General features: G+C 68.8%; 14 protein-coding genes and 1 tRNA gene. 11 read left to right on the top strand and 4 right to left on the bottom strand.

Annotated features, from left to right (window positions below; all coding sequences use genetic code 11):
- Positions 1–536 precede the first annotated feature (536 nt).
- The 9 genes from AC069K_RS32330 to AC069K_RS32370 all read left to right on the top strand — a co-directional run bounded on the left by AC069K_RS32330 (position 537) and on the right by AC069K_RS32370 (position 7,785).
- Positions 537–2,252 (top strand): recombinase family protein, encoded by a 1,716-nt coding sequence (locus tag AC069K_RS32330; protein ID WP_478622133.1) that lies wholly within the window; start codon positions 537–539, stop codon positions 2,250–2,252.
- A gap of 763 nt (positions 2,253–3,015) precedes the next feature.
- Positions 3,016–3,090: transfer RNA gene (locus AC069K_RS32335), tRNA-Leu, on the top strand.
- 226 nt (positions 3,091–3,316) lie between these two features.
- The gene (locus AC069K_RS32340; protein ID WP_478622135.1) at positions 3,317–3,496 is read left to right on the top strand and encodes an HNH endonuclease; all 180 of its coding nucleotides are present in this window, start codon (positions 3,317–3,319) and stop codon (positions 3,494–3,496) included.
- A 1,046-nt stretch (positions 3,497–4,542) separates the two neighbouring features.
- Entirely contained in the window at positions 4,543–5,478 is a 936-nt protein-coding gene (locus tag AC069K_RS32345) for a major capsid protein (RefSeq protein WP_478622137.1), read from the top strand.
- Positions 5,479–5,625: 147 nt separating this feature from the next.
- The gene (locus AC069K_RS32350) at positions 5,626–5,868 is read left to right on the top strand and encodes a hypothetical protein (RefSeq protein WP_358835076.1); all 243 of its coding nucleotides are present in this window, start codon (positions 5,626–5,628) and stop codon (positions 5,866–5,868) included.
- A 2-nt stretch (positions 5,869–5,870) separates the two neighbouring features.
- The gene (locus AC069K_RS32355) at positions 5,871–6,386 is read left to right on the top strand and encodes a DUF6879 family protein (RefSeq protein WP_478622139.1); all 516 of its coding nucleotides are present in this window, start codon (positions 5,871–5,873) and stop codon (positions 6,384–6,386) included.
- A gap of 12 nt (positions 6,387–6,398) precedes the next feature.
- Positions 6,399–7,247: a helix-turn-helix domain-containing protein gene (locus AC069K_RS32360; protein WP_358835074.1), complete on the top strand. Its 849-nt coding sequence runs from the start codon at positions 6,399–6,401 to the stop codon at positions 7,245–7,247.
- A gap of 95 nt (positions 7,248–7,342) precedes the next feature.
- Entirely contained in the window at positions 7,343–7,558 is a 216-nt protein-coding gene (locus tag AC069K_RS32365) for a hypothetical protein (protein WP_358835073.1), read from the top strand.
- Positions 7,555–7,785 (top strand): hypothetical protein, encoded by a 231-nt coding sequence (locus AC069K_RS32370; RefSeq protein ID WP_478622142.1) that lies wholly within the window; start codon positions 7,555–7,557, stop codon positions 7,783–7,785. The genes AC069K_RS32365 and AC069K_RS32370 overlap by 4 nt, the downstream gene beginning before the upstream one ends.
- 56 nt (positions 7,786–7,841) lie before the next feature.
- Here AC069K_RS32370 and AC069K_RS32375 read toward each other — a convergent pair whose 3' ends face one another.
- Entirely contained in the window at positions 7,842–8,111 is a 270-nt protein-coding gene (locus tag AC069K_RS32375; RefSeq protein ID WP_478622143.1) for a GntR family transcriptional regulator, read from the bottom strand.
- A 162-nt stretch (positions 8,112–8,273) separates the two neighbouring features.
- Here AC069K_RS32375 and AC069K_RS32380 point away from each other — a divergent pair, with 162 nt between their 5' ends.
- A complete protein-coding gene (locus tag AC069K_RS32380) occupies positions 8,274–8,600 on the top strand; it encodes a hypothetical protein (protein WP_358835070.1) in 327 nt (108 codons plus the stop codon).
- A gap of 314 nt (positions 8,601–8,914) precedes the next feature.
- Here AC069K_RS32380 and holA read toward each other — a convergent pair whose 3' ends face one another.
- Positions 8,915–9,901, bottom strand: coding sequence for a DNA polymerase III subunit delta (gene holA / locus AC069K_RS32385; protein WP_365108272.1), 987 nt, complete (start codon positions 9,899–9,901; stop codon positions 8,915–8,917).
- Between the two features lie 191 nt (positions 9,902–10,092).
- On the opposite strand from holA, the gene AC069K_RS32390 reads away from it, so the two are divergent.
- On the top strand, positions 10,093–10,341 hold the full coding sequence (locus AC069K_RS32390) for a hypothetical protein (RefSeq protein WP_358832423.1): 249 nt from the start codon (positions 10,093–10,095) through the stop codon (positions 10,339–10,341).
- A gap of 71 nt (positions 10,342–10,412) precedes the next feature.
- Here the strand turns inward: AC069K_RS32390 and AC069K_RS32395 are convergent, their stop codons facing one another.
- Positions 10,413–13,097, bottom strand: coding sequence for a ComEC/Rec2 family competence protein (locus AC069K_RS32395; RefSeq protein WP_478622145.1), 2,685 nt, complete (start codon positions 13,095–13,097; stop codon positions 10,413–10,415).
- Positions 13,094–13,522, bottom strand: a complete 429-nt coding sequence (locus AC069K_RS32400; protein ID WP_478622147.1) for a ComEA family DNA-binding protein — start codon at positions 13,520–13,522, stop codon at positions 13,094–13,096. Before AC069K_RS32400 ends, AC069K_RS32395 begins: the two co-directional genes overlap by 4 nt.
- Positions 13,523–13,762: the final 240 nt, after the last annotated feature.

Here is a 13,762-nt window from a genome sequence, read left to right on the forward strand (position 1 = left end):
GCTCCCTCCCCGGTACCCAGCACCACCGCCGCACGCGGCCTGCGTTCGCCACGCGGGTGCGGCGACTCTTTGAGCACGACCCCGTTTCCGTCCGGCTGGGCGGGGGCGGGGTTTTGTTTTTTGGGTGAGCCGGGAGCCCCGAAGGCGGGGGCAGGGGGCGGATCCCCGCTACGGGGTCGGGGCGAAGCCCCGGCTGGGGGTGCGGGGGCGGAGCCCCCGCTGGGGTGCAGGGGGCGGAGCCCGGCCAGGGGTGCAGGGGCGAAGCCCGGCCAGGGGTGCAGGGGGCGGAGCCCCTGCTACGGGGTCCGGGGGCGAAGCCCCCGGGAAACCACCTTTCTCCCCCTGTCCCCCGGAGGGTTTAGGGAAGCCCCGAAGTTCCAGACTGACAGTTCTGGAGTCCTCGGGTCATGGTGGCATCGACGCAGGTCAAGCGGTTCGAGCAAGGTGTGGTCTCCACAGAGGCCATGAAGAGAGATGCACTGATATCTGCGCAGGTCAGCGCTGGTATGGGAAACCTCCGCTCTCCCGGTATAACCATGGAGAGCACTACACCTGTTGGGACGCTGGATGCAGAGACCCTGCGCGGCATCCGGTGCATACGCCTGTCCGTACACACGGACGAGACCACCAGCCCCGAGCGTCAGCGTGAAGCCGACGACATGGCGGCGGCAGCCCTCGGTATCGACTTCGGCGAAGGTGACGCGTTGCGAGAAGCGGTCGACCTGGATGTGTCTGCGTCCAAGGTCGGCCCCTTCGAGCGTCCGCAGCTCGGCGGGTGGCTGAAGCGCCCAGCCGACTTCGACGTTCTCGTGTGGTGGCGCTTCGACCGCGCCATCCGGTCCATGGACGACATGCACGAGCTTGCGAAGTGGGCCAAGACTCACCGCAAGATGCTCGTCTTTGCTGAGGGCATCGGCGGGGGTCGGCTCGTCTTCGACTTCCGCAACCCCATGGACCCCATGAGCGAGCTCATGATGCTCATGCTGGCGTTCGCGGCACAGGTCGAATCGCAGTCAACCAGCGACCGCGTGACCGGCGCGCAAGCGGCCATGCGCAAGATGCCCCTTCGGTGGCGCGGCGGCGGACAGCCCCCGTACGGCTACGTTCCCGCCCCCATGCCCGCCGAGCATGGCGGGGTCGGCTGGACGCTCGCCCCCGACCCCGAAGCGGTCAAGGTCATAGAGCGCATCATTGCAGCGCTGCTGTCCGGCAAGAGCCCGCTGACCATCGCACGCATGCTGAACGCTGACGCCGTGCTGTCCCCGTCCGCCCACTGGACCATCTGCAAGGCCCGTACAAAGAACGGCGGAGCGGAGCCCGAGGAGAGCGCCACTGCGAAGCGGAAGCCCGCACAGTGGCGGGACAAGACCATCGTCAAGATGCTCACGTCCCCCGCGATTATGGGTTGGAAGATGCACCGCGGAAACCCGGTCCGCGACGACCAGGGCAGCCCGGTCTTGGCCGCCGAAACCCCGATCCTCACCCGCGAAGAGTTCGACCATGTGGGAGCCCTACTCGCCCCCAAGCCCGTCGCTGCCCGCCCGCCCGCCCGCAAGGACTCCGGGGCGCTGCTGCTGCGCGTCATTCACTGCGACGGGTGCGGCGCCCGTATGTACTTGAACAAGGGCTACTACGGATGCTCGTCCTACAAGTACGGCTCGGACTGCAAGGCCCCTTCCACCGTGCGCGCGGACTGGGCCGACGAGTACGTGAGCGCCGAGTTCCTGCGCCTGGTCGGCCCCGTGCAGATCACCCGCACCATAGAGATACCCGGCTACGATCCTCAGCCCGAGATTGACGCCACCGTCGCGGAGTTCGAGGAGCACCAGCGCCAGAAGGGGCGTCAGAAGTCCAAGACCGCGCAGGCAGCCTGGCAGCGCCACGCAGACAGCCTTGACGCGCGCCTAGCCGAACTGGAAGCACGGGAGAAGACCGAGCCCCGGCGCGACGTAATCGGCACGGGACGCACCTACGCCGACGATTGGAACGACGCGGACAACGTGGCACGGCGCAGCATGCTTGTGGAATCGGGCGCACGGCTCACGGTGAAGCGCGGAACCAAGGGCGGGTGGCGGAAGCTCGACCTGCGACGGGTGGACTTCACCATCAACGGTGACCTTGACCCCGCCATCGAGGAGAACGCGACGATGGCAGCCGAGCTTGCCGCCGAGAACAACCCGGAGCACGCGCCGACGCCAGGGGCGAACGCGCACCGCAACCTGACTCCCGGCACATTGGCGGTTGCCGCGTAGCGGCCTCCTGGAAGCCCGAGCACGCCCCGGTTGGCCGCTGGTCTGCCGGGGGTTCGGCATCTCCCCCGAGCGGCCCATAGGCTCGCTGCATCCCGCGCCGGAATGGGTGCGCGGGCTAGCGCTGGTGCTCTTACAGGTTCGGCCTGGGATGCAGTACGACCAGCCCGCACCCTGCCCCGGTAGTCCTCGGACCGCCGGGGCTTTCCCATGCCCCCAGACAGGCATACAGCGGCTCCCACGGGGTCCCGGCCTACCAGAGAGGACCACCAGCGGGGCAAGCGTGACGCTGTGACGCTGGAAGGGCTGTTTTCACTTTTTCTATAGAACGTAAAAGAAAAACAGAAACGGCCCTCTCAGCGTCACAGCGTCACGCGAGGGGCCGTGGGAAACCTTCGCTCTCCCTTGTAACCCGGAAGAGAGATCAGCAACGGTCCTGGTGCCCCTCGGGCAGGGGAAACCTCCGCTCTCCCCGACTGTCCCGAGGGGCACGGGAAACCTCCGCTCTCCCGAATGCTCCGAGAGCAGGATTACCGCGCACCCGCCCTACAGGGGGACACCCGGCGGTCTGAGTGCCTGACTCTCGGAACCAGCGTTGCCCGTGCACCACACGCCCCGCGTTACCGGGGTGGTCGCAGGGGTCGTGAGGCAACGCATGCGGGGACTGCACCGCCCACAAGTAACCGCCCTTGACCGGGGCGCCGAACGGGGTTGTAAGCGCGTGCAGTCCCCTCGTTGTCCCGCCTTACCGGCGAGGACGACACCAGCCCGCCTAGCCCAACTGGCAAGAGGCACGCGGCCTAGACCCGCGGTGTTCCCGGTTCGAGTCCGGGGGCGGGCACTCGACAACAACGAGCACCAGGCGGTGAAGCATGACCCCATGCATTGAGTGCAGTGAGGCGGCAACGCGCCGCGGGCGCTGCGACGTTCACGATCGGGCCCACCAGGACCGGCCCTTGATGCGGGCTCGCCGAGCGCGGAGCCGACGACGCGCGAAGCGGTTTGATGCTGCGGCACGGCTCCGCCGGCGAGTGCAGGAACGGGGCCCGGCCTGGTGCGACTGGTGCATGAACACCTTCCCCGCTGACGGGGTGGACGTCGACCATGTACGCCCGCTGTCCCTCGGTGGCGAGGACATAGACAGCAACGTTCAAGTGCTGTGCCACGGGTGCCATGGGCTCAAGAGCGTACGGAGTTCGGGCACGTCAGTTAGCGACTCGTCCACCAGGCTGCTCCTGTACCGCTAGCTGCTGTAACCAAGGTGATCAGCCACACGGGCACGCGCTGCAAGGTCACATGCAGCCCGCCGCAGCGGAATTCGAGTACCGGGGTATGCGTTTGTCCTGGCGAGCCTACTGATCGTGGCATTTGCGGCAGCCTCCCGTGTGTGCGTTTCGCTCTTGTGGACAGGGTTCCATGCGGAGGTTCAGCCCAGTAGCGGCATCTCGGGAAAATTTCCTGCGGATCCGCCTATGCGCCGCGGTTTTTCCCGTCCGCGTGGGGGGGTGTCACTAACGTGAGTCTGGACGGTTGTTGATACCTGTACGTCGCTCGATGCGGGCACGCTGCCGCTGTTCTGAGGCCACCGGGCGCGAACGAGGGCGGTCCCACTGACAGTGCGGCCCGATCCGCGATGGCCCAAGCGCCGGGGGCGTGGTCTCTGTCTTTGCATGCGCCTATGGCAACACTGGACGCGTGGACTGGGAATGACCTCGCGATGACGTTGACCCGTCAGTAACCCAGTCCGGAGGTGATCCCCCATGCCTCGAAGACCCCGCCCCCCGTGCTCTGTCCCCGGGTGCCCCGAGCTGACTGCCCGTGGTGGCCGCTGTGAGGCTCACCGATGCGAGGCCGAGCAACAGCGCGGTAGGAGTGCTGAGCGGGGCTATACGACGCGTTGGCAGCGCATCCGTAAGGCGTACCTGTACCGCAACCCATGGTGTCTGCTGTGCGGTCGCACGGCCACGGTCGCCGACCATTTCCCTGTGTCTCGGCGTGAGTTGGTGACGCAAGGCGTCGCCGAGCCGGACGCGTTCAACAGGCTTCGTCCGCTGTGCACGCAGTGTCACAACCGCGAAACCGCGAAACGCCAACCTGGTGGCTGGGCAGCGGCAAATGCGAAGCCAATTCGGACATAAATTGCGTTCCGAGCAGGGGGGTACTCCCCTCCTCCCGCCCAAAAGATCGGCAGGGAGGCAAAAAACTTGCATGGCTGATTAGGCCGTTCCTGTGGGTGCCGCCAACCGACTGCGGCACCTTTCTTGTTCACCCATTGAGAAGTAAGGAATTACCGATGTCTTTGACTCTTGCTGAATCCGCAAAGCTGTCCCTTGACCAGCTTCAGCGCGGCGTGATTGAAACGTTCGTTCAGGAATCGCCGATCCTGGACCGGCTCCCGCTGATACAGGTGGAAGGAAACGCGTACCGATACAACGAGGAATCCACCCTTCCCGGGGTGTCCTTCCGGGGCGTGAACGAGGCTTACCCGGAGAGCACTGGCACTCTGAACCAGAAGATCGAAACGCTTGCCATTCTCGGCGGGGATTCCGATGTGGACAAGTTCATCGCGCAGACTCGCGGCAACATCAACGATCAGCGGGCGATTCAGGAGACGCTAAAGATCAAGGCGGCATCCGTTCATTTTGCGGACCAGTTCTTCAACGGTGATGTGGAGGTGAACCCGAAAGGCTTTGACGGGCTGCGCAAGCGCCTGTTCGGTGGTCAGGTCCTGGACGCGAAGGGTGTCGGACCGGTCGCCAATGGACATGACTTCTTTGATGCGTTGGACGCGCTCGTCGCCCAGGTGCGCGGCATCGACGGTTCGAACGGCGCGCTCTACATGAATGCCGCACTCCGTGCGAAGGTCGAGTCCGGGTTCCGGCGGCTCGGCGGTGCCCAGCTCCTCTCGGCCGAAATCGCTGGAAAGAACACGGTCACGTGGAAGGGCATCCCGCTGCTCGACGCCGGGCAGAAGCTGGACGGTACGGACGTGCTCCCGCTGACGGCTGGCACGGGCGGTAAGCAGACTGGCGACGTCTACGCCGTACGCTTCGGACGCACCGAGGCCGACGCCGGAGTGAGCGGCCTGACCAACGGTGGCGTGCAGGCCACAGACCTTGGGGAATCTCACGACAAGCCCGTCTACCGCACCCGCATCGACTTCTATTGTGGCCTCGCCCTGTTTGGCGGGAAGGCCGCCGCACGGCTGACCAACGTTCTCGTCGGCTGATCTGCACCCCCAAGCCCCCGTACTCGTCACTCTGTTGAGGTGACGAGTACGGGGGCTTTCTGTGTTCCGGCGGTCCTCTTGCGCTGCTCAGCCACAAGGGCGAAGCTCGTGCACGCTGGTGCAACCCACTCGACAGCGGGAGTGAGCATGGCCCTACGGTTCCTTGGGATCATCCCGAACACCCCTGACACAGACTCCCCGACCATCTGGCTGGACGAAGAGACCGGGGATCTGCTGATCCAGTCCTATAAGGCCACCGAGGAGGAGGTGAAGGCCTGCCAGAAAGTCGGGTCAATCCCCGGTCACAGCACGGATGTTCCGGATCACGAGACGATCGTCCGGCTTCCGAAGGTCATGCGTCAGTTCATTCCCCGTCCCGACAGCGAGTAGCGATGACGAACCCCGTGCTTGAGGGTCTGGCCAAGGCCCAGCATTCCGCTGTGCATCTGGAGATGCGCGACGCCTACCAGCCCAGCGACCCCGAGTTCATCGCGTGGCAGCAGGGCAAGCGCCTTGACCCTGCCGCTGACCGCTCAACGTGGTGGCGTCCATTCTTGGACGTAGTGGCCGACGTGACGGCCCGCGGCGTGGGCATGCGGCGGGCACGGATCGTCTCTGAGCCGGTGACGGACTACATCCGGTACGAGCACGACGTGACGTTTCCGAACGTCGTAGCGGGTGAACTCGTCCGATGGCTTCCCCGGCGCAGAGCTGCCGATATTCCTCTGCCCGGCACCGATCTGTGGATGTTCGACAACGAGTCAGTGCTGTTCACCTACTTTTCCGGGATCGGGGAGGTAGTTGACCGCGAGTGGTGCACCAAACCGGACGTCGTCGAACTGGTCAGCACAGCATTCGAAGCGGTCTGGGAACGGGCGACTCCTCACGAGGAGTACCGGCCGCGCTGACGGTCACGCACCATGGCTGTTTCCCCGTATTCCAGCGCTCAGCAGGCCCGGCAGGCTCTAGCGGATCGTTTGGCAGAGCTGTGCCGGGATGCTGGGCTGACTGGTACCGAGATCGCTGAACGCTGCGGATGGAGTCGTTCCAAGTCGTCGCGGATCATGAATGCCCGTACGCCTCCATCCACTGACGACATCCGAGCGTGGTGCCAGGCAACCGACGCGCAGGACCAGGCAGAGGACCTAATTGCCTCCTTGCGGACCGCCGAAGGCATGTGGATCGGCTGGCGGCGCATGGAGCGGGCAGGGCTCAAGCATGCCCAGGACGCTCGCTTGCCCCTGTACGAGCGAACACGCTGGTTCCGCTCATACTCGCCCGGACTCGTGCCGGGACTGATCCAGACCCGCGATTACACCGAGGCTGTCCTGCGCTCCGTTCAGAGACGGCGAGTCGAGGTGGACGATGTAACCGAAGCGGTGGCCGCCCGCATGGCCCGCCAGCGGGTGTTGCGCGAGGGAGATCGACGGTTCGCGTTCCTCGTGGAAGAGGCCTCGTTGCACAACGCGCTGTGTGGACCAGTCGTCCTCAAGGATCAGCTTGCCCACCTGCTCACAGTCGGCTCGCTGGCCAACGTCAGCGTGGGAGTCGTACCGAAGCGACCTGATCGTTCGCGAATGCCAGTAGAGGGGTTCTGGATCTTCGACAGGACACAGGTCAACGTCGAATTGGTCTCGGGCTATCTCACACTGACGCAACCCAGCGAGATCGCGGCGTACGCCGACACGTTCGCGGAGTTGGCGGGACTCGCTGTTTACGGCGAGCCAGCCCGGACGCTGATCACGATGGCTATGGAAGCGCTCCATTAATCGCCGTGCAACAACGTGCACGCCGCTGGGTGTTGGGATTCGGTGGTCCCTAGCGTCGTCCCCATCGGACCACGCGAGGGGATGGCGATGCAGCAATGACGGAGCGACGGACCTACCCGGAGCCGGCGGTTGAACTCGCCGGGTTTGTCGAGGACTACCTGTACGGCTGTTCACCCGTGGCCGGGTGCGGAGTCTGCACGGCACTGGCGGCGGAGCTGGCCACGGCACGCGAAGCCAAGGATCACGGGAAGGCGTACGAGGCTGCGGCGGAGATCAGGAACCACCCTCACCCCGTGAAGAGGAAGCCGTGAGCGCCCCCGTAACGACCCCCGGACGGTGCAAGACAGGCTCACGCACCCTGAAGGCGGCCACGCTCCTGGAAGACCCGGACGGCCCGTACGCGGACTCTCCCAAGGGCTGGTGGACCGAGTGCGGCGGGGCGCTCGACGTGCGCTCGGGGGTGGTCTACATCCCGCGCAATCCACTGGCCCGCAATCTGCCCCGGCGTGAGTACCCCGAGGACGCCGAGTCGTCGTGAAGCGGGAGAGCAACACAGCCGCCCCGGTCGGCACGTTCCCCGCGTGCTGGTCGGGATTACTGGTTGCCCTGGTGCTCGTCCTCGGTGCTGCGGCGCACGTACGTACCCCGGTTCGGCACTGTGTAGACGAGTCCGTTCTCCCGCAGAACGGCAATCGCCGACCGGACCGTATTCCGAGCAACGCCGTACCGGTCCGTGAGCACCTTCTCGGAAGGGATCGGGCGGTCAGCAAGGAGTTCGCCCCTCTTGATCTGGCCCGTCAAGTCGGCAGCGATCTGCCGGTATGGGGGCTCCGGTGCCTGGTGGTCGATTTCAAGCGCTGCCATGCCGCGAAGCGTAGACAATCCACCCAACCTGTACCGGACTGGACCGACCTAGACGGAGCTATACCGGTTGCTCTAACGTCAGACATGAAAACGCCCCGACAGACCGATTAGGCCCGGTCTATCGGGGCTCGCCGAAGCAGCTTTCGAGGAGCTGAACGACGTATGCGCGACTCTATCGCCCGCGCCCTTCTGTGGGTGCTCCGCTTGTTACTGCCCGCCCGAGGACGCCACAGCGCGGCGCCTGCCTCCAGCCTGGAGCCCCTGCCCGAACCCGCCCGCATCGATCCGTGGGCCGTACCGTGGCGCAGCCCGAGCAAGGAAGAAGTCCAAGCGCTGTTCCAGCGTCAAGCCGAGGACACGTTGGAACTCCGGTTGAAGCGCGAGCGCCGCAGGACCCTCTACTACGCCACCCAGGGAATCGACTTCCCCTATACGTATCCCGGAGCACCGTTCCCCGCGTCGGCGTTCACGGCCGGGGTGTCGGCATGACCCGCGACGCGCTCACACGCGAGACCCCCGCCGTACAGACCCCCGTCACCGTGTGTGGGCACCCCACGTGCGCCCCGGTCACCATCAGGCAGATTCACCGCACCAGCGGCGCGGGGTTAACCCTCTACGCCTGCCCGGACTGCGCCCCGCGCTACATCCCCGGCCCACAGTGGGACGAGCTTCCCGCCACGCGCCGCTCCACGGCCAGGTAGTACGTCCTTTCAAGCTGTCCCGCCCGGCACAGGGTCGGGCGGGACAGAACCCCTACTTTGGAACTTCGGGAAGGGGCGGGCTGGGGCAAACCAAACGCCCCCTCAACCCCGAGCCCGCGCAGCCCGAGCCACAGCCACCACCGCCTTCTCCAAGGCGTACTCGGGATCATCCCCCCCACCCTTGACCCCCGCATCCGCCTCCGCCACCGCCCGCAGAGCGGACGCGACCCCATCCGGCGTCCACCCCCGCATCTGCTGCCGCACCCGGTCGATCTTCCACGGCGGCATCCCCAGCTCCCGCGCGAGATCCGCCGGCCGCCCGCCCCGCGCCGACGACAGCTTCCCGATCGCCCGCACCCCCTGAGCCAGCGCACTCGTGATCATCACCGGCGCCACCCCGGTCGACAGCGACCACCGCAGCGCCTCCAGCGCCTCCGCCGCCCGGCCCTCCACCGCCCGGTCCGCGACCGTGAAGCTCGACGCCTCCGCCCGCCCGGTGTAGTAGCGCCCGACGACCGCCTCGTCGATGGTCCCCGCCACGTCCGCGCACAGCTGCGACACCGCCGACGCGAGCTCCCGCAGATCGCTGCCGATCGAGTCGACCAGCGCCTGGCACGCCTCCGGCGTCGCCGAACGCCCCAGCGCCCGGAACTCCGACCGCACGAACGTCAGCCGCTCCGCCGGCTTCGTCGTCTTGGGACACGCCACCTCCCGCGCCCCCGCCTTGCGCGCCGCGTCGAGCAGCCCCTTGCCCTTGGCGCCGCCCGCGTGCAGCAGCACGAGCGTGATCTCCTCGGCAGGCGCATCGAGATACGCCTTCACATCCTTGATCGTGTCCGCCGACAGATCGTGCGCGTTCCGTACGACCACGACCTTGCGCTCCGCGAACAGCGAAGGGCTGGTCAGCTCGGCCAGCGTGCCGGGCTGGAGCTGATCGGAGGCGAGATCGCGCACATCGGTGTCTGCGTCGGCGGCCCGCGCGGCCGCCACCACCTGCTGTACGGCACGGTCGAGCAGCAGGTCCTCCTGGCCCACGGCGAGCGTGAGAGGAGCGAGCGGATCGTCGGTGGAATTCTTCCTGGTGGCCATCGCATCCAGCATCCCACGCCCTACTGACAGCCCCGGCCGCCCACTCCCAGCGGCCCTTCCCTTTCCCCCTCTCCCCCCCGGGGGCCCCCGCCCCCCGCCCCCACCCCCACCCCGCCCCTGTCCACCCTCCCCTTCCCTCCCCACCCCGCCCCCGTCCCTGTCCACCCCTCCCCGTGCAGGAGAATGTCCAGGTGAGTGATGTGACCCGACACGTACTGGTGCTGCCCGACCGCGACGCCGCCGACGAGGTGGCCCAGGAACTCCCCGCCCGCTTCGCCGTGACCGAGGAGCCCCAGCTCGTACGCGACGCCCTGGCCGGCGAGGACGACGCCGAGGACGCCCAGTGGCTGGTCGTGGTCGAGGACCCGCACCAGCGCCTCGACCCGGCGGCCCTGAACGAACTGGCCGAGGAGTACGAGGGCTGGCTGGAGGCCCCCTAGCGACGTCCCGCCCACCCCCTTCCGGCCGGCGCCGCCCAGCACGATTCATGGACCCCACCCCAACGGGCGACTCATGGCCCCCGCCCCAGCGGCACCGCCACCAACCCGTTCCCCGGCCCACTCCCGCTCCCGCTCCCATTCCCATTCCCGCTCCCGCTCCCGCTCCCGCTGCGACTCCCCCTCCCCATCACCGCGATGGCGCCGTCCGTGTCCGTCCGCAGCACCCGCGCCCCGGACGAGGCGAGCAGCGCCACCGTGGACGGCGCCGGATGGCCGTACGGGTTGCCCCTCCCCGCCGAGATCAACGCCAGCCGGGGCCGGACCGCCCGTAGCAGCGCGGGGTCCTGGTGGGCCGAGCCGTGGTGGGCGACCTTGAGGACATCCACCGGGGGCAGCTCCGGATGCGCTCGCAACAGAGCCTGCTGGGCAGGCGGTTCGAGGTCACCGGGGAGCAGCAGCGTCAGCCCGCCGACCCGGACCAGCAGCGTGACGCTGGCGTCGTTCGGCCCGTCCGGGGTCACCGTCGGAGGCGGCAGCGGCCACAGTGCCTGCCAGGAGAGGCCGGCCACCGCACGCCACTCCCCCGGCTCCACCGGGACCACCGGCACCCCGGCCCGGGCGGCGGTCCTGCGGACGAACCGGGCCTGCTCGGGTGGCTCTTCGAACGTCGTCGTCTCGATCACCCCGACGGCCCGGCCCCGCAGCACCCCGTCCAGCCCCGCCACATGGTCGGCGTGGAAATGCGTGAGCAGGAGCAGGGGAATCCGGGTGACGCCCAAAGCCCTCAGGCACCGGTCGGCCGGAACGGGGGCCGGCCCCGTGTCGACCACCACCGCCTCCCCCGCACCGGTAGCCAGCACGGTGGCGTCGCCCTGCCCCACATCGCATATCGCGAACACCCAGCCCGGCGGTGGCCAGCCGGTGACGATCCTGGTCAGCGGGGCAGGCCTCACCACGGCGAGCAGCACGAGCACCGCGCACCCGGCCGCCAGCCACGGATGGCGCGGCAGCCGTCTGACCAGGAACACCACACCGGCCGTGACGCCGACGAGCAGCACTCCCCCGCCCCAGCCGCCCGGCCACCCCGTCTGTGCCCCCGGCAGCGACGCCCCGGTCCGGGCGATACCGGCGATCCACTCCGTCGGCCAGCCCGCGCACCGGGCCAGCAGCTCGGCGGCGGGCATCGCGACCGGTGCCACGGCCAGGGCCGCGAACCCCAGCACCGTCGCCGGGGCCACCGCCAGCTCCGCCAGCAGGTTGCACGGGACGGCCACCAGACTGACCCGCGCCGCGAACACCGCCACCACGGGCGCGCAGACCGCCTGGGCCGCCCCCGCCGCCGCCAGCACCTCCGCGAGCCTGCCCGGCACCCCGCGCCGCCGCAGCGCGTCGCTCCATCCCGGGGCGATCGTCAGGAGTGCCCCCGTGGCCAGGACGGAGAGCAGGAACCCGTAACTCCCCGCCAGCTCCGGGGCGTACAGCACCAGGACCAGTACGGCTGCGGCCAGCGCCGGGATCAGCGATCTGCGGCGGCCCGTCGCGATGGCGAGCAGGGTGACGAGTCCGCAGGCGGCCGCGCGCAGCACGCTCGGTTCCGGTCGGCACACCACCACGAACGCGACGGTGACCAGCCCGCCGAGCAGCGCCGTCGCCCGCAGTGAGATGCCCAACCGCGGGGCGAGGCCGCCTCTCTCGGCCAACGAGGCACGGCTCGGGGGCCCGATCAGCAGCACCAGGACGATCACCAGGTTGCTGCCCGACACCGCCATCAGATGCGTGAGGTCGGTCGCTTCGAAGTCATCCCGCAGCTCGGGCGTGACCCGCGAGGTGTCCCCGATGACCAGCCCCGGCAGCAGCGCCCGGGCGTCCGGGCTCAGTCCTTCGGCCGCTTCCCGCAAGCCGCCGCGCAGTCCGGCCGCCGTACGCTGCAACGTGGTTGGCTCCCCCACGACCTGCGGCGCCGCCCGCTCGGGCACCCGCACCACGGCCGCCGCCCACCTGTCGTTCGGCCTCGGTGGCGCGAGCCGGGTGGACACGCGCACCCGCGTCGAGGGCAGCAGTCGCTGCCACGCCTCCGGGGCGATCACCAGTACCGGTGTCCGCACCCGCTCGGCCCGACCGTCCGGCCCGACGACCCGGGTGACCACGGCTTGGATCACCACCGACCGCCCACCCCATGCCGCCCGCGCCCGTATCGGCTTGGGGTCGGAAGTCAGGGTCAGTTCGACGGTGGCGTGCGCGTACTGCCGGGCGAGCACCGGGACCGGCCCCCGGCGTGCCTCGGCCGCGTGCAGCGCGCCGGCGGTGGTCCCGGCTGCCGCGCACAGAAGCACGGCGGCGACAGCGACCCGGTTCGCCCACCAGGGACCAGCCCTGGCTCCGGTGGCGGGTTCGGAAGTGGCGGGTTCGGAAGTGGCGGGTTCGGGAGCGGCAGGTCGGGGAGCGGCAGGTTCGGGAGTGGCGACAAGGTCGCGGGCCCCGGTTCTACTACCGCTTCCGTTTCCGCTCCCGCTCCCGGAAAGGGCATCACCTCTCCCCCGGCGCCGAATCGTCGGCCCGAGCAGCACCCCTGCCACCGCCAGCAGTGCCAGAACTTCCCATACCGCCCACTCCCCAGGGACGTTGAGCGCGAGGGCGGCGGCGCCCCAGGCTCCGATCGCCGGTGGGACCAGGCGGAGGTCCGGCGGGCCTTCCTGGTGGGGGTTCGCGGCGCCCAGGGCGCTGTCCGACTCGGTATGGACCACTTGGCGGTTCATGGCCGCACCAGGGGGCGCAGATCCTCGAACCGGCGGTCGCCGATCCCGTTGACCTCCCGTAGCTCTTCGACGGACCGGAAGCCGCCGTGCTGGGCGCGGTAGTCCACGATGTGCTGGGCGAGCACGGGACCCACCCCGGGCAGCGCGTCCAGTTGCTCCACCGTGGCGGAGCCCAGGCTGACCGGCGTCCCGGCAGCCGCCCCGGCGCTCCCGCCGTTGCCGGCCGCGGGCGGGGCCCCACCGGGCATCGCGCCCGGCACTCCCACGACCACCTGCTCGCCGTCCATGAGCAGCCGGGCCCGGTTGAGGCCGGTGACATCCACACCGTCCCGGACCCCGCCCGCCGCAGCCAGCGCGTCGGCGACACGGGACCCTGGCGGCAGTCGGCGAATCCCCGGACTCCGCACCTTGCCGCTGACGTCCACGACGATTCCGCCGCCGGGGGACGGCCCAGGTGCTCCACTCGCTCCGCTCCCCGTCATCGTCATGGCCGCAGGGCTGGGTGTCAGCCCCGTGTTGGACGGGCCGGGCTTCCGGGCGGAGGGCGCCACGACGGGAGGCACCGGTCCCGTCACCCTCTCCGGGACTCGCACGGGCTCGGGCCTGCCCGCCCAGAAGTGCTGCACGGCGAACCCCACAGCCACGACCAGCACCACGCTCAGCGC

The organism is Streptomyces sp. NPDC043908 (genome assembly GCF_056435525.1).

Coding starts and splice junctions, on each gene's coding strand:
- AC069K_RS32365 (WP_358835073.1), top strand. CDS start 7,343: ATGACGGAGCGACGGACCTACCCGGAGCCGGCGGTTGAACTCGCCGGG.
- AC069K_RS32355 (WP_478622139.1), top strand. CDS start 5,871: ATGACGAACCCCGTGCTTGAGGGTCTGGCCAAGGCCCAGCATTCCGCT.
- AC069K_RS32360 (WP_358835074.1), top strand. CDS start 6,399: ATGGCTGTTTCCCCGTATTCCAGCGCTCAGCAGGCCCGGCAGGCTCTA.
- AC069K_RS32375 (WP_478622143.1), bottom strand. CDS start 8,111: ATGGCAGCGCTTGAAATCGACCACCAGGCACCGGAGCCCCCATACCGG.
- AC069K_RS32395 (WP_478622145.1), bottom strand. CDS start 13,097: ATGAACCGCCAAGTGGTCCATACCGAGTCGGACAGCGCCCTGGGCGCC.
- AC069K_RS32350 (WP_358835076.1), top strand. CDS start 5,626: ATGGCCCTACGGTTCCTTGGGATCATCCCGAACACCCCTGACACAGAC.
- AC069K_RS32330 (WP_478622133.1), top strand. CDS start 537: ATGGAGAGCACTACACCTGTTGGGACGCTGGATGCAGAGACCCTGCGC.
- AC069K_RS32380 (WP_358835070.1), top strand. CDS start 8,274: ATGCGCGACTCTATCGCCCGCGCCCTTCTGTGGGTGCTCCGCTTGTTA.
- holA (WP_365108272.1), bottom strand. CDS start 9,901: ATGGCCACCAGGAAGAATTCCACCGACGATCCGCTCGCTCCTCTCACG.
- AC069K_RS32345 (WP_478622137.1), top strand. CDS start 4,543: ATGTCTTTGACTCTTGCTGAATCCGCAAAGCTGTCCCTTGACCAGCTT.
- AC069K_RS32340 (WP_478622135.1), top strand. CDS start 3,317: ATGAACACCTTCCCCGCTGACGGGGTGGACGTCGACCATGTACGCCCG.